We start from the raw sequence: 20,660 nt of genomic DNA, 5'->3' as shown, positions 1-20,660 counted from the left end.
GGGAGGAGTCATCCTGAATGAAGCAGTCACCAATTTTTTTACTGCCTGAATTGAAGGAGAGAATATGGGGAGGTACAGCCTTAAGGGATCAATTTGGCTATGATATTCCTTCTGATCAAACGGGAGAATGCTGGGCAATTTCTGCTCATCCAAACGGACCAAGTGTCGTGCAAGACGGTCCATATAAAGGGAAAACGCTGATCGAACTATGGAACAATCACAGAGAATTGTTTGGGGGAATAGAAGGCGATCGCTTCCCGCTCTTAACCAAAATTTTAGATGCAAACCAAGACTTATCCGTTCAAGTTCATCCAGATGATGATTATGCGGAAAGACATGAAAATGGCGAGCTTGGGAAAACAGAGTGCTGGTATATCATTGACTGCAAAGAAGGCGCAGAAATGATCTATGGTCATAATGCAAGGACGAGAACTGAGCTTGTGACCATGATGAACAGCGGAGATTGGGAAGGCCTTTTGCGGCGAGTGAAAATTAAGCCGGGCGATTTTTATTATGTGCCAAGCGGTACCATTCATGCGCTATGTGAAGGCACACTGGTTCTTGAAACGCAGCAAAGTTCAGATACGACCTATCGGGTGTATGATTATGAACGAAAAGACCAAAATGGCCATGAACGTGAACTTCACTTCACGCAGGCCATTGATGTTACCACGGTTCCTCATGTAGACGGTTATGCAGATGAATCAGTAGAAACTCGTCCAGGGGTGACCATTAGAACATTTGTAGAAGCAGAATATTTTTCTGTGTATAAATGGGAAATTGATCAAAAAGTAGAGCTATCGCAAGATTATCCGTTTTTGCTGTGCAGCGTTATTAATGGGGAAGGGTCCTTAGAGCATAATGGACATACATATCCGCTGCCAAAAGGAGCCCATTTTATCCTGCCTGCTGAAACAGGGAACTTCACCATTGAAGGATCTTGTGAACTGATTGTGTCACATATATAAAGGTAAAGAGGACTTCGAGGGAGTCCTCTATTTTTCTATTGCATAAAAGACTTGAAAGAGACTTGTTTTTGTCGATAAAGAGATTAGTAGACTATTATGCAAAGTTAAGAGAGGGACAGGGACCGTGAAAAAAACCATCAAGATTATTTTACTCGCAGCTGCCTTTGGTATGACATTACACACGGGCAAAGAAGTGCAAGCAGCCTCCTATGTCGATCAATCCATTTATACGATTAGCACCTCAAAAGTATTTACAACAGAAGCAGAAGTCAAAAAAGCGGTTGACACGTTGAAAAAGGATAAGAAGTGGACAGCCACGTATCAAACCTCAGGAAATACATCGACTTATCAGCTAACTGCCTCAGGATATGACTCACAAGCAGCAGCGAGTGCAAGTGCCGCTGCATTAAAAAAAGAGTTAGGTATGAGCGGTACGGTGTCTCCAGTAGGTGGCCGCTTTCCTTTACAGAAAATCGTATCTGATCCAATCAACGATGAAAGTCAGGCGAAAAAACTGACGCTCGAGCTGACGAAAACATCAGGACTCAATAGCACGTATGAAGCTATCAATCAAAGTAGACCATCTTATCAGGTCATTTCAGGAGCCATTGATTCTGAAACGAAAGTCAAAAATATTCAAACCGAACTACAAAAACAGGCCGGAGTCACTAGTACATATCAAACCGAAAACAAAGCTGGCACCGTGTATCAGCTGATCTCAGGCAATATTGTCGGACAGAGTAAGGCAAATACCATCCTGCAAGGTTTTCAAAAGGAATCTGGTTTAAAAGCAGTACTCCAAACGGTAGCAGCAGGCAAACCGTATTACATCGTCACATCTGCTACACAAACGAATCAGTCTAAAGCGCAAACCCTTCTGACCCAGCTGCAAAAAGAAGCGAAAATCAGCGGAAAGATTCAGAAGGCTGGAGCTGTTAAAAATGTATATAGCATGGAATCAGGCTATTTCAAAGACAGTAAGCAAGCAGCCTCAGCGGCGGCTCAGATCAAAAAACAAGCTGGTGCGTCAGGGACTGTGCAGCGAGTAGGAAAAACGAAAAATTATATCGTAAAGCTCAATCAATTAAATGACACAACTTACGCAAAAACAGTTGCCTTTTTCAAGAAAAAGAAATGGCGCTATACGTCTAAAAAGATCTCCTCTACACAGCCATATCAAGTAGTGACTGGGAATCTTTTGGGCGATGATCAAGCGAAAAAAGCAACGGCATTTTTCCAAAAGAAAAAAGTATCCGCCACAACGAAAAAAACAGGCAAAGCATCTGACAGCACGTATCGACTTGTTGTGAATCAAGCAACAGATCAGACAAAAGTAAATAAAGGTGCTGCATACTTAAAAGCACAAAAGGTGACAAGCAGCATCACAACAGGCAAGGGACAAGCCGTCAGTAAAGCATACAGCCTAATGACCGCTCCTGTATATGATCAAAGCAAAGTAAAGCAGGCACAAGAGATCATGAAAAAAAATGGAGTTGCCAGTAGTACAAAAACATTAACAGAAGCTGTTAAGCAATACCGTATTACGACAGAGGCAACTGTGAATCAGACAAAGCTGAATCAAGCCTTAAGTTATTTAACCAAACAAAAAATGAAAGCAGCCGCTCAAAAAACGGGAGCAACTGATTATGGTCAATATCAGATCAAAACAGGGGTTATTTCGACTGCTGCCTTAAGAGACCAAGGCATGACATTCTTCAAAAAACGAAATGAACCAGCTGCTTATACAACAACGACAAAACCGGCATATAAAATCAACATCACACAGCAGTTTACAGGGTTACCAAATGCGAATGCGGCCATTGCTTTTGTGAAAAGCCAATACGGCTGGACAGCCACTGCGACAAAAATCAAAAATGGTCCAATGGTGCTGCAGACGAATTATAACCTCACAGTCAATGAGATGGTAAACAAACAAATGAAGGTGTCGCCGCAGACAGATGGTGCAGCCTACGTCTATGCGACATATGTAGACCCAGCGACGTCCACAGTGAATACAGACGGGCTAAATGTACGTTCTACACCTGATTCAAGTTCGGCTAGCAATATCGTCGCACAGCTGAACAAAGGGACAAAAGTGAAGCAGCTTGGAAAAGAAGGCAACTGGATCAAGATTAGCCTCGGCTGGAGAAATGCGAGTTCAGCAGAAGTATTAAAATATGTAGACCCAGCGAATATCGCGGAGGGCACTCAATCTTATTTTCAATTTCTCAAACTCTCTGAAGCTGCAAATCTCAATCCGACTGAAGTGAATACGAAGATTTTAGCAGGGAAAGGCATTCTTGCCGGAAAAGGACAAGCCTTTATCACAGCAGCGAAAACGTATCATATTAACGAAATCTATCTGATTTCACATGCATTGCTTGAAACAGGCAACGGCAGTTCCATTTTAGCGAACGGTACGAAGTTTAATGATAAAATCGTGTACAACATGTATGGTATTGGTGCATATGACAGTAACCCGAATTACCTCGGAGCAAAATATGCGTATGAACAGCAATGGTTCACACCAGAGGCAGCCATTATTGGCGGGGCAAAATTCATTGGCAACAGCTACATCAATAATGCCACATACAAACAAGATACCATTTACAAAATGCGCTGGTCTGCGACAGCCACTCACCAATATGCAACAGATATTGGCTGGGCTTCTAAACAGGTCACTCGTATGTATAGTTTGTATAACTTACTTGATAACTATACGCTGTATTATGATATCCCCGTGTATAACAAATAAAAAAACGTCCGTGCTTCTTAATGAGAAGCCGGACGTTTTTTGTGTAAGAGCTGATGTTCAATAAAGGAAAGAAGCTGCTGACTTGATTTCCCTTTTGAATATTGGTTCCATTCCTCAGCAAAGGTTTTCAATAAGTCTGGATTGGCTGATTCGTTTAGCTGCTTAAGCTCCGTTAAGAGCATATCTTGAGTGACGCAAGCCTTTCCTGGAATGATGTCTTCATAACGTTCGACTAAGCCGCGTTTTGTGCGATAAGTCTCTAGATCGTAAGTGAAGAACAAAACAGGCTTTCGGAGCAGCGCATATTCAAACACAATGGATGAATAATCTGTAATCAGGACATCGCATACAGAGAGCAATGGAAAGAGCGGCTGATCGGACACATCAAAGATCCACTCGCCATCTGTTTCTGCTTTGGCTAAATGTTTCACCGCAGGATGAAGTTTGACGAGCAGAATATAGTCGCCATTCAGCTCACTCTGCAATTGTTCTTTAGAAAAAGGTAAGACAAGACCGTCCATTGCAAAGTCCCGGTAGGTCGGCGCATACAGCAGCACTTTTTTGCCTTTTGGAAAAATATCCGTCTGAAAGGAAATAGGGCGCTCATCATAGTACGCATCTGTGAAGGGGACACCTGTTGGCAAAAAACGATCGTCGTTGACGCCAAATGAAGTTTTGAAAATCTCGCGCATGTGATCTGAGCCAGTAACGATATAATCGAAAGACGCATAGACCCGCTTGAAACGCTGCAGATCACGAGAACTACGGTGATGATTTGAAGCATCTTCAAGACCGAACTTTTTCAAAGCACCATTGGCGTGCCACACTTGAATACAAGTGGTAGAAGGTCTATTTCTTAGCACACTTGTCATCAGAAAATAATTATCTGTGACGACGACTTTGCTTTTCAGCATCGTATAGATACATTGAATGAGATGGATGGGATTTTTTTCATGAAAATAGCGAAATGACACATGAGGCACGTCCTTTTCTATCACAGAAGCATGCTTCGTATAGAGGACAGTGAGCCTCATTGTCATATTCGCCTGTTGTTGATAAGTATCAATGAGAGCAGCTGCATTCTCTTGGAATGAAACAAGCAGCGTCACCTGATTGTCACGAGGTTTCACGCCGCTCATGAGCCATCCAGCAAAAGAAACAAAAGCTGCATAGCATGAGATGATCATTGAGCGTATATTCAACATGTATCAGTCTCTCACAGCTGCTTCGTCTGATCTTTTACTTGCTCAGGATAGTAGCGCTTTTTCCCTTTGTTTTCTTTTAATACGGCAAAAGCGTACTTTGGGATATTCAGCATTCGTTTCCATCTCCACGGATTGACAATGAGTCTGTACAGCCATTCCGTATTTGTTTTAATCATCCAGCGTGGTGCACGCTTCACCGTTCCGCTAAATACATCAAAGCTTCCGCCTAAACCGATGCAAACAGCTTGTGGGAACAAATGACGGTATTCATAAATAAAGTTCTCTTGGTTTGGATAACCTAAAGCAACAAACACCATATCTGCTTTTGAACGAGCAATTTGTTTTGCCACAAACCGTTTATCCGCTTGATAACCATCACAGCTGCCTGCAATCACCACATTCGGATATTCCGTATCAATTCGCTGTTTGACAGCCTCAAGCACTTCTTTTTTCGCACCATATAAAAAGATACTTTTAGATTGCTTGTTTGCGAGATCAAGCATAGACATGAAGACCTCAAAGCCTGCAATTCTTGATTTCAACGGATGGTTTATAAGACGTGACATCAAGACAACACCTACACCATCAGGTAAGACATAGTCTGCAGAAGAGATGACTTTATGATATGCATGATCCTTCATAGTTGCATAACCTATTTCTGGATTCACCGTTGCAATCATTGCGCCTCTTCGCTGAGAAATGTGGTGTTGGTTCATATAACTAATAAATTCGTCTAAGTCGCCATTTACATAAGAAAGGTTAGAGACCACTTCTGTTTCCACTGTATAAACCCCCTTTTTCTTTTTGTTATCTATTGTACGATCATTGTAAATTCATTCTTAACCTACAGATCATTTTATCACAGTTGCTCCATGAAATATTAACAATAACTTTACAATCCTTTTAATTTCATGACATTTTAATAAACAACTAGTCTCTAAAAACGTTGAAATACTGTATTGGCGCAGTTCCACTATTTCATCCATTAAATTGGAAATAGTTTGTCTTTACATTTTCTTAACGTTTTTTAGGCATTATGATATAATGAGGTTCCGAAGAGCGAAAAAACATGACCGATGAGAATAGGATTACGGATAAACATTACTGCTTGAAGCAGTCGAATAAGGATGAAGAAAGGAGTTTATGTTTGCAATGAAGAAAGTTATTACTTACGGTACATTTGATTTATTACACTGGGGGCATATCAAGCTGCTAGAGCGTGCAAAACAGCTTGGAGATTACTTAGTAGTGGCCATCTCTACAGATGAGTTTAATTTACAAAAATCAAAAAAGGCTTATCATAGCTACGAGCATCGCAAGCTGATTTTAGAAACCATTCGTTATGTAGATGAAGTCATTCCAGAGAACAGCTGGGATCAAAAAGTCCGAGACGTACAAGAACATGACATTGATGTGTTTGTTATGGGGGATGACTGGGAAGGTAAATTTGATTTCTTGAAAGAGCATTGCGAAGTCGTTTACTTGAAGAGAACAGAAGGTATTTCGACAACACAAATTAAGGAAGAAATTGCTGGACTATAATAGATTGAAAAAAAGTACTTCTTATCTTTTGGTGAGAAGTGCTTTTTCATGTAAAATACAATAGCAAGTGATCATTTTTATAAGGAGAGCTTCCTGTGTTTCAAAATTGGATGAAGAAAAAAGGTGAACACACATTGGATCAACCTGAACGAAATGAAACAATGAAATCGGTTGAAATTCCTGACATGGACTACTACTTTATTATGGGGGATGTGCCAAAACAGGACAACACCTTAACGGATTCATTAAACTTAAGATTAAAATCATTGGCTGAGAAGAATAAACGAGCTACCATCTTAACTTTGAATTTTGATGTAAATGTAAAGGGGCATATTCGAAGCCTGGAGGAGAATGTCCACCCTCAAATTTCCATCTTGAATGTATTTGAACACTATATTTTACCGGAGAGCGGGAGTAAAAGGGTTTATTCGGAGTTTATTACAGGTACCGTATCGGAATCGATTAATGAAGTCGTTATATCTGAGGACAATTCAACCGTTCAAGTGACAAGATACGAACTACCTTCTTCCCCCATTCTGTATATAGATCAATTTAATGAAGAACAGCAATTGATGAAACGGGAAGAATACGATATACATGGCGCTTTACGAAGAGTACTTCACTATGTTCCGCATAAGGGTGTCCCTTTTCTGGAAGAATTCATTAGAGATGATAGAAGTATCTACATGGAAACCATATATTCTGGGAGTGCCAAGAAGAATACAGTAAGGCATATTAATTGGTACAAGAAGACAGGCATCACCACATTTGTGAAAAAATCCGATATCGTACAGCAATGGCTATCTGATATTCAAACAAAAAATGAACGCATGAAATTGATGATTGCAGAAGATCGAGAGATAGATCACGATCTGTTTAAAATGGAAAAATCCGATTCAGTATTTTATGCTGCTTTTGTACATGACGCACACTACGAGGAAAATCCCCGTCAATTGCACACTCATTATGAAGAGCTATTTAAACAAATCAGGAAGCAGCAAGTAGATGCTATTTTCTTTTGTCATCCGAAACATAAGGAAGATGTCGAAAACGTTTTAGGGGAACAATCTTCCTTTTATCTATTGCCACAGGATGATGGTTCTTCTTGGGGAGCAGCTCTTCAGAATATGCTTGATAATCGAGTACTTAATGAAGAACTAAGAAGTGTCGTGGAACATACAAGATGGATGTTGCGTGATGTAAGCTCTGAGCATCATGTCCTTCATCTGCAGCTTGAGATGGAAGGCGAAATGAACATTGCGGATCAGGTAGAAATAGATTTTGCAGGATTTGATCGAGTCAATGGTGCTGAAATTATTTCTCAAACCATCAACGAAAATCAACAAGTGATTTTCCCGATTGGTCATTTTCAAACAAAGAAACAGATCGAACTCAATCAAACGAAACATGTCGATTTTTACATCCGAAGTAAGTCAAAAACACATCATCAAGAGGTATTACAGCGTTTAGAAGTGGAAGAAGAACTGCTCACCAACAAACCTTCGTCAATAGATGGGTGGTCTTACCAAACGAAAAATGGTTACTACTCTTGGAAGATCAATTAAAGAACGGACTGTATTCTTTGTGAAAGCATGTGAATGAAAATGAAAAAAATCGTTACAATTTTATATATCATCGTTTTTAAACTCTTGTTTTTGGGTGTCAGTAAACTGCAGCCAAAAAAGAAAACGGTTATTTTTGAAAGCTTTAATGGAAAACAATTCAGCTGCAACCCGCGTGCTATTTTTGAGTATATGAAAGAAAATCACCCTGACTATACGTTGATTTGGAGCGTAAAAAAAGGGTACGAAGCACCGTTTAAAGAAAAGGGCATCTATTATATTCATCGTCTGTCGTTTAAATGGATTCTTGCAATGGCAAGAGCCGAGTATTGGGTTGTAAACAGCCGTTTGCCGCTATGGATTCCAAAACCAGGCCACACAACTTACTTGCAAACATGGCACGGGACGCCTTTAAAACGACTGGCTGTGGATATGGACGAAGTTCATATTCCTGGAGCAAACACGAAGAAATATAAAAAGAATTTCACGAAAGAAGCATCGAAATGGGATTGTCTTATATCTCCTAATGCATACTCGACTGAGATCTTTACACGTGCGTTCCAATTTCAACAGACCATGATTGAATCAGGGTATCCAAGAAATGATTTTCTGCACAATCAGAATAATGAAGAAACGATAAGAGCGCTGAAGCAAAAGATGAACCTGCCTCTTGATAAAAAAATCATCCTCTATGCACCGACTTGGAGAGACGATCAATATTATACAATTGGAAAGTATAAATTTGAATTGGACCTTGATCTGCATGAGTTGAGGTCATCTATCGGAGAAGAATATATCATCATCCTTCGTATGCACTATTTAGTAGCGGAAAACTTTGATCTCGGACCATATGAAGGCTTTGCTTATGACTTCTCCCATTACGAAGACATTCGAGACCTTTATATGATTTCTGACCTACTCTTGACAGATTACTCTTCCGTGTTCTTTGATTATGCAAACCTTAGGCGTCCAATGCTGTTCTATGTTCCAGACATCGAAACGTATCGCGACAAACTAAGAGGGTTCTATTTTGACTTTGAACAAGAAGCACCTGGTCCGCTTGTGAAAGAAACAGCAAGTGTAATTGACTGGATAAGAGAGACAGAGAAATCGACCTTTACATTACCACCGTCATTTGAACCGTTTTATGAGAAATTCTGTTACTTAGAGAACGGGGAGTCATCTAAGCGAGTCGTAGAGACCATTCTGAATAAGGAAAAAAGATGAAGGGCATAAATCAGGTAACATACTTTCAAAGTATGTTTACCGGATTTATGCCCTTTTTATAACTTTAGTTTTAGATCTTTAAGCCTGTAAATGACAAAATCTCTCTAAAAAAATAAAACTTTTTTAGCGAAATTTGTTGAAAATTAAAAGATTTAAAGTCTTTAGAATCAAAAAGATGTTGTTTTTAAGGAAGCATAAACCTATAATTGTTGTTATAGTTAAAAAATTGTTTAAATATGTTGTGTTTACCAATATCGATTGTCAATTGAAAGTGCAGGGGATTTGATTGTCAAAAAGGATTTTATTAATTTCTCAAAATTTCTACCCTGAAATAGGTAGCGCTGGTAATAGACTCAAGAATATATTTTTGATGCTGCACAGAAAAGGATACGATGTGAAAGTTTTAACAACGGATCCAACTTATCCAGAAAAAAAATTCTATGATTCTCATGACCTTTGGGACGAAGAAGAATTAAATAGTCAGAATGAAAGATTTATAAGAGTGAAAGTAAAAAACAAAAAATATGCTTTTAACTTTTTGAATAGACTTTTCTATTATCTAGAAATAATGCTTAGGATGATCATATTTATTTTTAAGGATAAAAATAAATATGATCTAATTTATGTTACAACTCCCCCGATTTTTGTTGCCTTTGCTGGAATTATTGCTAAATTTAGATATAAGACAAAAATGATTTTAGACATAAGAGACTTGTGGCCAGACTCTTTAAAAGGAGTGGGGATATTCAAAAATCCCATGATCATCGGTTTTTTTAAACTTGCAGAAAAATTTGTCTATTCAAAATCAGATCATATTATCATTAACAGCCAAGGTTTTCAAAAGCATTTACAGGAGCAAGAAGCTAAATTAACGTTCATACCAAACTCTGCAAGGCGTGAAGAACTGCCAGAAATTTCAGTAAAAAACACGAGGAAAGAGTTTAAAGTAGTGTTCGCAGGAAATTTAGGTCTTGCTCAAGATGTGCATGTCTTTCGTGATATTGTTACGAGTTTAAAGGATTATCATATCAGATTTATGATCCTAGGTTATGGAGTCAATAAGAAAGAATTAGAGAGATATATCATTGAAAAAGAATTGAAACACGTTGAATTTATTGATCCATTATCAAGAAAAGAGTGTCTCAAAATGATGGCAAATTGTGATATTGGTATAGCAACGCTTAATCGTTCAGTCATCTTTGAAACGGTTTTGCCAGGACGTATTATAGATTACTTGAGTTGCCAGTTACCTGTAGTGGCTTCACTTTCTGGATATTCAAAAAATTTAATTGAGCAAGAAAATGTAGGTTTAGTAGCTAAAACAAAAACGAGTGACGAAATGGTTTCTCTTATTTTACGCTTGTATCATCATCCGGAGTTGGTTCAAGAAATGAAAACAAATTGCGAGAACTTTATTGAAAAGAATTTTTTATGGGATAATAATATTATGATTTTAGATAATGTAATAAAAAATACTATAAAAAAGGTTAATGAAGCATGAAAAAAAATATATGTATGTTTGTATGGAACCACTTTACCAACGATGCCAGAGTTTTGAGAGAATGTACAGCATTGTCAGAAGACGGATCTGATGTCGATCTAATTTGTATCCACGATCCATCAATGCCTGGATTAAAGACATATGAGGAAATCAATGAAAGATTTCGTGTCCACCGAGTTAAAAGGTACCCTCGATGGTTAGTTTTATTTCAGTCTATGCTGACTTTGCTAAAGAAGAAAAAGTATCTTCTACTTCTTCTATTATTAGTGTGGGCTGCGGGTGTTTTTTATTTACCAATTATAACGATCGCCTTCACAATCCTATTTTCATCCTTACTTCTTAAAAAGGTAAGAACATTAATCATTAGATCTAGTATCTTTTTAAGAATGATTGTAAAAGGATGGAATAAAAATTATGATATCTATCATTCTAATGATTTAAATACTTTACCACAGGGTGTTATTTGTGCAAAGTTTAAACTTTTTAACAGAAAAAAACTCATCTATGATTCACATGAAGTTCAAACAAGCAGGACTGGGTATGATAGCAAACTATATGGGAAGATGGAATCTTTCCTTTTAAAGTTTGTTGATCAAATGATAGTCGAAAATCACACGAGAGCCAAATACAACGAAGACCTCTATGGTTTTTACCCAAAAGTTGTCCATAACTATCCGTTCGATCAAAAAAAAGAGATAGAGAAAATAGATTTGCATGAGATTTTAAACATTTCCAAGGATGAAAAGATCCTGTTGTATCAAGGTGGAATTCAAACTGGTAGAGGTTTAGAAAATTTAGTTAAGGCAGCACCTAATTTTGAAGAAGGCATCCTCGTCTTTATTGGAGATGGCCGAATTAAAGAAAGCCTCATGCAATTAACGGAAGACATGAAGCTCACTGATCGAGTGAAATTTTTACCAAAGGTGCCTTTGGAAGATCTCCCTAGGTATACAAAAAATGCTTATTTAGGTTTTCAGGTATTGAATAATGTGTGCTTCAACCATTATTCAGCCTCTTCAAATAAACTATTTGAATATATTATGGCGGGTGTGCCTGTCATTTCATGTGACTTTCCAGAAATTAAGAAAGTTGTTTCCAGTGAAAATATTGGAGTAGTCGTTGACTCTCACGATCCGATTTCAATCGCAGCGGGTGTAAACAAGTTAGTTTTAAATCCTGAATTGCGTCGTCAGTACAGTCAGAATTGTCAGCAGGCAAGGCTTAAATACAATTGGGAACAAGAAAAAAAATCACTTTTAAATGTTTATGGACAAATTCAATCATAAGGAGAGTAAAAATAATGAAACTTTGTACAGTAGGTTTGGGGTATATTGGTCTGCCAACTTCAATTATGTTTGCGAAACATGGTGTTAAGGTCGTAGGAGTAGATGTGAAACCGAGTGTGATAGACTCTTTAAATAGTGGAACGATTCACATAGAGGAGCCAGGTCTCCAAGACGCTTTGACTGAAGTTATTAAACTTGAAAAATTTAAAGCTTCTTTAACACCAGAGGAAGCAGATGTCTTTATCATCGCTGTTCCTACACCGAACCGTGATGACATGTATAAATCATGTGATTTAACGTACGTAGAGAGCGCTGTTGAGAAAGTAATTCCATTCCTGAAAAAAGGGAATGTTGTAATTATCGAATCTACTATTGGTCCAAGAAGCATGGATGACGTGATTAAACCATTATTCGAAGAAAAGGGTTACGTTATTGGTGAAGATCTATATCTAGTACATTGTCCGGAAAGAGTTCTGCCGGGTCAGATTCTTCATGAACTAATCTTTAATAACCGGATCGTTGGCGGGATTACAGAAGCTTGTACAGAGGCGGGAGCAAAAGTATACGAAACGTTTGTTCAAGGTGAAATTATTAGAACAAATGCCAAAACCGCTGAAATGTCTAAACTAATGGAAAATACATTTAGAGATGTTAACATAGCACTGGCAAATGAACTTACCAAAGTATGTAATGATCTAGACATTAATGCGCTAGATGTCATTGAAATGGCGAATAAGCATCCACGTGTTAACCTGCATACACCTGGACCTGGTGTCGGCGGACATTGTTTAGCAGTAGACCCGTATTTTATTGTAGCGAAGGCTCCTGAAACAGCGAAAATGATTAACTTATCACGCTCTATTAATACATCTATGCCATACTATGTCGTCGAAAATGTTGAGAAACTTATGCAAAAAGTAGAAGGAAATAAGGTGACTATTTTTGGACTTACGTACAAAGGAAACGTCGATGATATTCGAGAAAGCCCAGCAATGGAAATCTATCATTTATTAAAAAATCAGAATAAATATGAAATCGATGCATATGATCCGCATGTGGATGAGGAGTTTGTCATTAAAAACTTAGAAGAAGCTGTTCAACAATCTGATTTAATTTTGATTCTAACCGATCATCAAGAGTTTAAAGAATTTGATTTTGATAGACTTGATGGCATGAAAAATAAAATGATTTTTGACACAAAAAATGTTCTGCAAAACCGACATGAACATTTCACTTATATTAATTTTGGAAATCTCTCTTCTGAAATAAAAAAAGAAGAAGCCTTGGTTTAAATCTGCTTTTCCTTGGTGAATGTAAAGCTCGGTTTTAGTAGAAAGGAGTAGCAATGGATATACCTTCAACAGAAATTATTAAGACATTTAAAGAAAATGCTGACCAACCAGAAAAATGGTTATTAACAAACACTAGGGGAAAAAGAGTTTTTTTTCAATTTGATTTAGAAGAAGCAGAAAGAAATTATCTATCCTATATTGGCAAAGAAGTGATTGAACAAGGCTCTTTGTCCAATCAGTCAGAGAAAATAGATACGTTTGTGTTAGGAAATGCAACTGAATTTATGTCAGATGTTGATCGATTAGTTGATGATGCATTACCATTTTTAAAAGATGATGGTGTGCTGTTATTTTGGATTAACCATAATCAAAATTCATTGCAAGTAAAGTCAATAGTTTCTTTAATACTTTACATGCATAAAAAGAATTTTCGTATTGAACAAGTCATCAGGTCTTCATGGACAGGATTTATTGCGATTCCTATAAGTTCTAGTGAGATAGACTTTGCGGAAAATCTATTGAGTATACTATCTCGAATAAAGCAGGTAGAAGATAATAGTCAAAATGAAAGTCAAAATCAAAACACTGAATTAACATCAAAACTTCTAAAAAGATTAGTAGAGTCAAAGGAAGAGAAGTTAAATTTGGTGAATAATGAGAGAAAAATATTAGAACAAGCTAATAAGATGGAAAAAGAACTAAACCTAATAAAAAAACGTTACAAAGCTCTATCCTCATCCAAATTAGGTAGATTGACACTAGCTTACTGGAGATATAAATCTCAAAAAAGAAAGAATAGGTGAATTTGTGTGGGGAATTACCAGAACCATTTAATGCTAAATCAAAAGAAAAAATCAAGTGCAAATCAGGAGCTCGCATATTATAAAGAAATGTTAAAAGTTTTTAATCAAAATAAAGACTTTAAAGAGTTAGAAAGTTTATTGGAAAAAACGCCTGATTTCAAATCTTCACAACTCTCAAATGATGTGAAGATTTTAGAAGACAAGAGAAAAGAATATGTACAATATCTGAAAAAAAATTACAAAAAGGGCTTTTATGATTCCGTCAAAGCCCAAATTGCCAACTTACCTTCAAGTAATGGAACAAAATACTTTCAAAAAAATAATGCTTCAATTGGGATTATCGCAGATGAATTTTTATATAAAAGTTTAAAAGATGCAGCGAATTTCATTTATATTAATCAGGATAATTATAAAAAAGAAGCTGATAAAATTGATTTGTTTTTATTGTCCACTGCTTGGAAAGGATTGGATGGTAAATGGAAAGGACTCGGCAATCCAAAAATTAAAAAGGTAAGGAACGAAATTAAAGCAATTATTCAATTTTTCAAAAGTAAAAATATTCCTGTTGCATTCTATTCTAAAGAAGACCCCGTTAACTATGAATATTATGTTGACTTAGCGAAGCAAGCGGATCATATCTTTACAACTTGTAGTGAAGTGTTAAATGATTACAAAAAAGATTGTCCGAATGCTAAAACATATAATGTACTAGAATTTGCAGTAAACCCGCTTTATCATAATCCAATCGGGACTAGAATAAATAGAAGAGAAGATATTTTATTTGCAGGTTCTTGGTATCAAAAGTATCCTACGAGGCAAGAAGATACACGAGAATTATTTGAAGGCGTCATAAATGCAGGTAAAGATTTGACTATTGTAGACAGAAACTTCGAATTAGGATCAGACCGTCATTTTTATCCTAAGGAATATGTGCCTTATATTGTAGAGTCAACGGATCACGAAACTCTACAAAAGATACACAAATTATATGACTTTACTTTAAACCTTAACTCTGTAAAAGATAGCAATACAATGTTTGCCAATCGAGTATATGAACTTCAAGCAACAGGGACAATTGTCATTTCGAACTACAGTGTTGGTATCAATAGTAAATTCCCTAATGTGTTTTTAGCTAATACGAGTAAAGAGCTAAAAGTTTATCTGCAGAAATTGTCAGATAAAGAAAGGTATCAAACGCAAATGGAAGGTGTGCGAACAGTTTTAAGGTCAGAAACTGCCTTTCATAGGGTACAAGAATTGATACAAGTAGTTAGTGATCGTCAGAATAATCTTCAGAAACGAGATGTTCTTGTAATTGCGGAAAAATTAGACGACCATACAATCAACATGTTTAATAAACAATCCTACCCTGATAAAAAACTTGTCTCTCAAGATGAAATGACAGATGATCTGTACAGAAGTTTTGATATCGTAGCTTTTTTTAGCAGTAAATATGAATATGGTCAATTTTATTTAGAAGATATGATCAACGCATTCAAGTACACGAATTGTGACTATGTCACAAAAGATGCTTATGAGCATAACGGTGAGTTTACAAATGGTGTAGAACATAATTATATCGAGAAAATAGAAGATCGTTTTAGAACAGTGTTTTGGAGAGACTCGTTTCAATGGGAAGATATTAAGGAGATTTCAAATACGTCTATTCCTAATGGATACAGTATCGATCCATTAGAGCTATCAACAACTTCATATGGGATAGAGGAAAATAAGCAAGTACGTGAATATGATTTGTCGGTCATTATCCCTGTATATAATAATGGACGACATCTGCTTTACAAATGTTTCAGAAGCTTACAAAGAAGCTCTGTTTTTGAAAAAATGGAAATAATCATTATTGATGATGGATCAACCGATAATATGACACCTCACATAGTGCATACACTTGATAAACATTATGACAATGTGAAAACGTATATGTATCCACAAGGTGGAAGTGGTAGCGCATCTAGACCTAGAAATAAGGGTTTGGAGTTTGCTACAGCAAAATGGATAACTTACTTAGATCCTGATAATGAAGCGATAACAGACGGATATAAAGAGCTGTTAGATGGCTCCTTAGAAGAAGATCATGACATGTTTATTGGAGACATGGTTAGGCTTTCTGATGTCAAAGGGTTGTCTTCTTATTATCCTAATATGATGTCTCTTAATAAAGGAATTGATTACAGACGGGGACCGCATTCAGACTTTTTAATTAAAGCCTCATTTAAAGCCATGAGTATTCAGGCCTTAATCGTTAAAAGGGACTTATTGCTAAATCACGAGCTCAAAATGGTTGAAGGAGCAATAGGTGAAGATACTTTGTTCTTTCATGAAATGTTGTTGAAGACCAAATCTTTCAAGGTGATCAATACACCCGTCCATATTTATTATGCCATGGTAGAAAATTCTTCGATTAATCGAATCAATAAGAAATTCTTTGAAAAGTATTTCATACTCGAAAAGGAAAGAATTGATTGGTTAAAAAGGGAAAATTTATTAACATCTTACAAGCGAGATAAATTAGAAAATTATATAGAAAATTGGTATTTGAAAAAGTTGAGTAATATTGAACTTGATGATAAAGAAGCGGCAAAAAGAATATTAAGAGATATATTGAATTTGTATGAAGGTATGAAATGGAAAAGCCGTAAGATATTAGAGTTTCTGAAAGATAATGATTGATACTAAACGCCTTATGTTTAACATAAGGCGTTTAGTATTTGAAGTGTATGTTAAGAACATCTTCTAAAAACATAAATTCTACTGCCTGATTAATAGCTGTCTGTATAATGAAGACGAGATGAAAAAGTTTGTTTATACAGACATGAACACTTTGTTTATACATCAAAGATGAAAAGAAGGAATTTTTCTGTTACAATTATGAGCGGTGCTTTTATCAATTTAAAGTCTATTCTATTCAATTAAAATTAAGGAAGATTAGAGTGAATGCATTGTATAAAATTCTAAAAGAGCAGTTTGGTTCAATGCCATTAATTTTAAGGTTAGCTGTATATGAAACCAAATCAAAATACCAATTGAATTATTTGGGCGTTCTGTGGCAATTATTGAACCCACTAATTCAAATTATGGCTTATTGGTTTGTGTTCGGTTTAGGTCTTAGAGGGGCCGGAAGAACCGCAGAAATGGCAGACGGTTCTCACGTAAGTATACCCTTTCTTATTTGGATGTTAGCAGGTTTAATTCCATGGTTTTTTATTAGTTCGACGATTACAGAGGGTGCGAATAGTGTTTTTAAACGCATAAATTTAGTATCTAAGATGAATTTTCCTATTAGTGCTTTGCCTTCAGTAGTCATCACTTCTAATTTATTCAGCTACTTTTTAATGATGGTTATTTATGTGATTATGCTCATAGCAAATGGCATCTATCCTGATATCCACTGGATTCAATATATTTATTATTTTATCTGTATGATTGCGTTTATGTTCGCTTTCAGTCTGTTTAATTCAACGATTAGTGTTCTTGTTCGAGATTATCAACAACTGTTGCAATCCTTGACAAGATTACTCATGTTTTTGCTGCCTATCTTATGGGATATTGGAGATAAATTCACGGGTAAGTATGAATGGATTGCGACTACCCTAAAATTAAATCCCTTATATTATATTATTGATGGATTTAGGAAAAGTTTTATTAAAGGAGATTGGTTTTTTCAAGATGTCAAATATACGCTTTATTTTTGGCTGATTACACTTCTTCTTTTAATAGTTGGTTCATTGCTTCATTTGAAATTTAGGGATAAATTTGTCGATTTTCTTTAAAAAGTAAGGAGATTATACGATGAAACTAAAGGTTTCGTTTCGAAACGTATCCAAGCAGTATTTTCTATATAAAAAGCAGTCAGATAAAATCAAAGGGCTGTTTTTTCCGAATAAAAACAATAAAGGTTTCTTTGCTGTTCGTAACGTTTCCTTTGATGTATATGAGGGTGAGACAATTGGTTTTGTTGGGATCAATGGGTCTGGAAAATCGACCATGTCTAATCTTTTAGCAAAAATCATTCCCCCAACAAGCGGTGAAATTGAAATGGATGGTCAGCCCTCGTTAATTGCCATTGCAGCAGGGTTGAACAACCAATTAAGCGGGAAAGACAATATTCGTTTGAAATGCTTAATGATGGGGTTGACGAACAAAGAAATAGACGATCTTTATGAACAAATTGTAGAGTTTGCGGATATTGGTGATTTTATTGAACAGCCTGTAAAAAGCTATTCAAGTGGAATGAAATCTCGACTTGGTTTTGCTATTTCTGCACATATTGATCCAGATATCCTCATTATTGATGAAGCACTGTCTGTAGGAGATCAAACCTTCTATCAAAAATGTGTGGATCGCATTACAGAATTTAAAGAGCAAGGAAAGACGATCTTTTTTGTCAGTCACTCCATTGGCCAAATCCAAAAAATTTGCGACCGAGTTGCATGGATGCATTATGGCGAGCTTCGTATGTTTGATGCTACGGATAAGGTCGTAGAAGAATACAAAGGGTTTGTGAATTGGTTTAACAAGCTTTCTAAGAAAGAGAAACAAGAATATCACATGGAACAGAAGGAAGCTCGAAAAGGAGTACACAAGGCAGAAAAAGTCACTCGTTATAAAGATAGAGGAGAGAAACGTTCATTTTTTGGTCCTGCATTTCAAGTGACCTTTGTTACAATCTTGACGATTTTACTTGCTCTTTCGATGTTTTCAGATCGCCCACTTCGAACGCTGGCCACCTTTGGGGCCATTACGTTAAATAAAACAGAAGTGCCCCAGTCCACAAGTTCTCAGCCGAAGGATACGTCTTTAAAAAAGGTTGATCAACAAGGTATTGTTGTGGAAGATCCATTAACAGTCTATAAAGACCAAGCCATGAAGGAAAAGGCAGACGTCTCGTTGTCGTTTGGACAAGAAGTAAAGGCTGTAGGTGAAAATAAAAAAATCGTTCAAATTAAAACAGCAGCAGGAACGTATTTTGTGGAGCCGAAAGCCTTTAAGACGACGGATAAATTGAAGCCATTATCCATCGGACCAGGTCAGTTTAATTCTTATGTATCGCCTGCATCTGCAGGTTCGTATGAGTACTTACTTTCTTTTCTTGGAAAAGAAGAGTCTGTGCTGAAGCAAAGAATGCAGACACTTAGCTCGGTCAAAAGTGAACAAGGCGATACCATTGAGCGGCTGACCACTGAGAAAACCGATTATGTGATTGAAAATGGCCAGGCAAATACGATGGTGTTCCACGAGATCATGCCCATCTCTCCTTCAACGCTTGGGCTGACAGAACAAAATGTCTGGATGAATGAAAAACAAACGAAATTCGCAGTAAAAGGCGAAAATCATCTATTTGTTATCGATAATGAACAGCATACGCTGACTGTTTCAGCGAGCAAATAAAAAGCTGCCGATGCCGGCAGCTTTTTTTAATTCACTTCTTCTTTCTCAAGTAGCTGTTTCATAAATGGAATGAGTTTTTTCTTTAGCTCTTCATCTTGAAGGGCAAACTCTAGCGTCGTTTCAATGAAACCTTGCTTCTCTCCGACATCATATCGTTTTCCTTCAAAATCATAGGCAAATACACGCTGGATGTCATTGAGCTTTTGGATGGCATCTGTCAGCTGAATTTCTCCGCCTGCACCAATTTCTTGTTGATCAAGGTACATAAAGATCTCTGGCGTGAAAATGTAGCGCCCTAAAATAGCTAAATTGGATGGTGCGGTTCCTTGCGGCGGCTTTTCAACAAAGTTTTTCACTTGATAGCGGCGGCCTTCTTGGGTAAGAGGATCAATGATCCCGTAGCGATGCGTATCGCTGTCTGCGACTTGCTGAACGCCGATCACGGATGAAAGGGTTTTTTCATATTCATCCATTAGCTGGCGAAGTCCAGGTGTTTCCGCTTGGACAATATCATCACCTAATAAAACAGCAAAAGGTTCATCACCGATAAAGTTGCGTGCGCACCAAACGGCATGTCCGAGTCCTTTAGGTTCCTTTTGGCGGATGTAATGAATATCAGCAATATTAGAGGATTTTCTCACTTTTTCTAAAAGTTCACTTTTTCCTTTTTCTTCAAGGTTGCGCTCAAGCTCTGGCGCAAAATCAAAATGATCCTCAATGGCTCTTTTCCCTTTTCCAGTGACAATAATAATGTCTTCAATTCCTGACTCAACAGCTTCTTCAATAATATATTGAATGGTTGGTTTATCAACGATTGGTAGCATTTCTTTAGGCATAGCCTTTGTGGCAGGGAGGAAACGTGTCCCGAGACCTGCAGCTGGTATAATGGCTTTACGTACTTTTTTCAATGAACTTTGCACCTTCCTTACATAGATAACCGATTTAATAATCAATGTTAGTTCTTGGTCGTCTTTATAAAGTGTAACTTACAAATCATAGGAAAGACAAATGATTTCACTAAAAATGATTTTTAGATAGTTTACATTTTATATGTTAAATGTAAAGGAGGGTGAATGATAACGTTAATTCAATGTAAATTTCTTTTTTATATCA

The 20,660-nt window shown here is 36.8% G+C and carries 14 protein-coding genes and 1 pseudogene; 12 read left to right on the top strand and 3 right to left on the bottom strand.

Annotation, left to right across the window (positions count from 1 at the left end):
• Nucleotides 1-17: 17 nt before the first annotated feature.
• Both manA and MHH31_RS16550 read left to right on the top strand, forming a co-directional pair.
• Nucleotides 18-968, top strand: coding sequence for a mannose-6-phosphate isomerase, class I (gene manA / locus MHH31_RS16555; protein ID WP_041507862.1), 951 nt, complete (start codon nt 18-20; stop codon nt 966-968).
• A 124-nt stretch (nt 969-1,092) separates the two neighbouring features.
• Complete coding sequence (locus MHH31_RS16550) at nt 1,093-3,723, top strand: N-acetylglucosaminidase (protein WP_058337003.1); 2,631 nt, start codon at nt 1,093-1,095, stop codon at nt 3,721-3,723.
• 17 nt (nt 3,724-3,740) lie between these two features.
• Here MHH31_RS16550 and MHH31_RS16545 read toward each other — a convergent pair whose 3' ends face one another.
• Nucleotides 3,741-4,928, bottom strand: coding sequence for a CDP-glycerol glycerophosphotransferase family protein (locus MHH31_RS16545; RefSeq protein WP_058337002.1), 1,188 nt, complete (start codon nt 4,926-4,928; stop codon nt 3,741-3,743).
• An 11-nt stretch (nt 4,929-4,939) separates the two neighbouring features.
• Nucleotides 4,940-5,710 carry a WecB/TagA/CpsF family glycosyltransferase gene (locus MHH31_RS16540; RefSeq protein WP_058337001.1) on the bottom strand — a complete coding sequence of 257 codons (771 nt, stop codon included), beginning with the start codon at nt 5,708-5,710 and terminating at the stop codon, nt 4,940-4,942.
• Nucleotides 5,711-6,080: 370 nt separating this feature from the next.
• On the opposite strand from MHH31_RS16540, the gene tagD reads away from it, so the two are divergent.
• From tagD to tagH, 10 genes and pseudogenes are all read left to right on the top strand, one after another.
• Complete coding sequence (tagD, locus tag MHH31_RS16535) at nt 6,081-6,470, top strand: glycerol-3-phosphate cytidylyltransferase (protein ID WP_008343212.1); 390 nt, start codon at nt 6,081-6,083, stop codon at nt 6,468-6,470.
• A gap of 95 nt (nt 6,471-6,565) precedes the next feature.
• The gene (locus tag MHH31_RS16530) at nt 6,566-8,035 is read left to right on the top strand and encodes an alpha-glucosyltransferase N-terminal domain-containing protein (protein WP_058337000.1); all 1,470 of its coding nucleotides are present in this window, start codon (nt 6,566-6,568) and stop codon (nt 8,033-8,035) included.
• Between the two features lie 75 nt (nt 8,036-8,110).
• Nucleotides 8,111-9,259: pseudogene (locus MHH31_RS16525) on the top strand (CDP-glycerol glycerophosphotransferase family protein); the annotation flags it as partial.
• A gap of 286 nt (nt 9,260-9,545) precedes the next feature.
• Nucleotides 9,546-10,760, top strand: coding sequence for a glycosyltransferase family 4 protein (locus MHH31_RS16520; RefSeq protein ID WP_326241902.1), 1,215 nt, complete (start codon nt 9,546-9,548; stop codon nt 10,758-10,760).
• Nucleotides 10,757-12,046 (top strand): glycosyltransferase, encoded by a 1,290-nt coding sequence (locus tag MHH31_RS16515; RefSeq protein ID WP_144679124.1) that lies wholly within the window; start codon nt 10,757-10,759, stop codon nt 12,044-12,046. Before MHH31_RS16520 ends, MHH31_RS16515 begins: the two co-directional genes overlap by 4 nt.
• 14 nt (nt 12,047-12,060) lie before the next feature.
• On the top strand, nt 12,061-13,338 hold the full coding sequence (locus MHH31_RS16510) for a nucleotide sugar dehydrogenase (RefSeq protein WP_144679125.1): 1,278 nt from the start codon (nt 12,061-12,063) through the stop codon (nt 13,336-13,338).
• Nucleotides 13,339-13,391: 53 nt separating this feature from the next.
• Nucleotides 13,392-14,141 (top strand): hypothetical protein, encoded by a 750-nt coding sequence (locus MHH31_RS16505; RefSeq protein ID WP_144679126.1) that lies wholly within the window; start codon nt 13,392-13,394, stop codon nt 14,139-14,141.
• 6 nt (nt 14,142-14,147) lie between these two features.
• Complete coding sequence (locus MHH31_RS16500; protein WP_342495010.1) at nt 14,148-16,829, top strand: glycosyltransferase; 2,682 nt, start codon at nt 14,148-14,150, stop codon at nt 16,827-16,829.
• 260 nt (nt 16,830-17,089) lie between these two features.
• A complete protein-coding gene (locus MHH31_RS16495; protein ID WP_025208081.1) occupies nt 17,090-17,929 on the top strand; it encodes an ABC transporter permease in 840 nt (279 codons plus the stop codon).
• Between the two features lie 19 nt (nt 17,930-17,948).
• Nucleotides 17,949-19,547 carry a teichoic acids export ABC transporter ATP-binding subunit TagH gene (gene tagH / locus MHH31_RS16490; protein WP_342495009.1) on the top strand — a complete coding sequence of 533 codons (1,599 nt, stop codon included), beginning with the start codon at nt 17,949-17,951 and terminating at the stop codon, nt 19,545-19,547.
• A gap of 26 nt (nt 19,548-19,573) precedes the next feature.
• On the opposite strand, the gene galU is transcribed toward tagH, so the two are convergent.
• On the bottom strand, nt 19,574-20,455 hold the full coding sequence (gene galU, locus MHH31_RS16485; RefSeq protein WP_008343198.1) for a UTP--glucose-1-phosphate uridylyltransferase GalU: 882 nt from the start codon (nt 20,453-20,455) through the stop codon (nt 19,574-19,576).
• Between the last annotated feature and the right edge of the window lie 205 nt (nt 20,456-20,660).

Source organism: Bacillus sp. FSL K6-1033, assembly GCF_038630765.1.
Taxonomy (GTDB): domain Bacteria; phylum Bacillota; class Bacilli; order Bacillales; family Bacillaceae; genus Bacillus; species Bacillus altitudinis.
The sequence above is the reverse complement of the archived record's forward strand: the minus strand, read 5'-3'. Positions and strand labels throughout refer to the sequence as shown.

Excerpts from the sequence above, each read along its gene's own strand:
- MHH31_RS16510 (WP_144679125.1), top strand. The coding sequence starts at position 12,061 with ATGAAACTTTGTACAGTAGGTTTGGGGTATATTGGTCTGCCAACTTCA.
- manA (WP_041507862.1), top strand. The coding sequence starts at position 18 with ATGAAGCAGTCACCAATTTTTTTACTGCCTGAATTGAAGGAGAGAATA.
- MHH31_RS16545 (WP_058337002.1), bottom strand. The coding sequence starts at position 4,928 with ATGTTGAATATACGCTCAATGATCATCTCATGCTATGCAGCTTTTGTT.
- tagD (WP_008343212.1), top strand. The coding sequence starts at position 6,081 with ATGAAGAAAGTTATTACTTACGGTACATTTGATTTATTACACTGGGGG.
- MHH31_RS16505 (WP_144679126.1), top strand. The coding sequence starts at position 13,392 with ATGGATATACCTTCAACAGAAATTATTAAGACATTTAAAGAAAATGCT.
- tagH (WP_342495009.1), top strand. The coding sequence starts at position 17,949 with ATGAAACTAAAGGTTTCGTTTCGAAACGTATCCAAGCAGTATTTTCTA.
- MHH31_RS16515 (WP_144679124.1), top strand. The coding sequence starts at position 10,757 with ATGAAAAAAAATATATGTATGTTTGTATGGAACCACTTTACCAACGAT.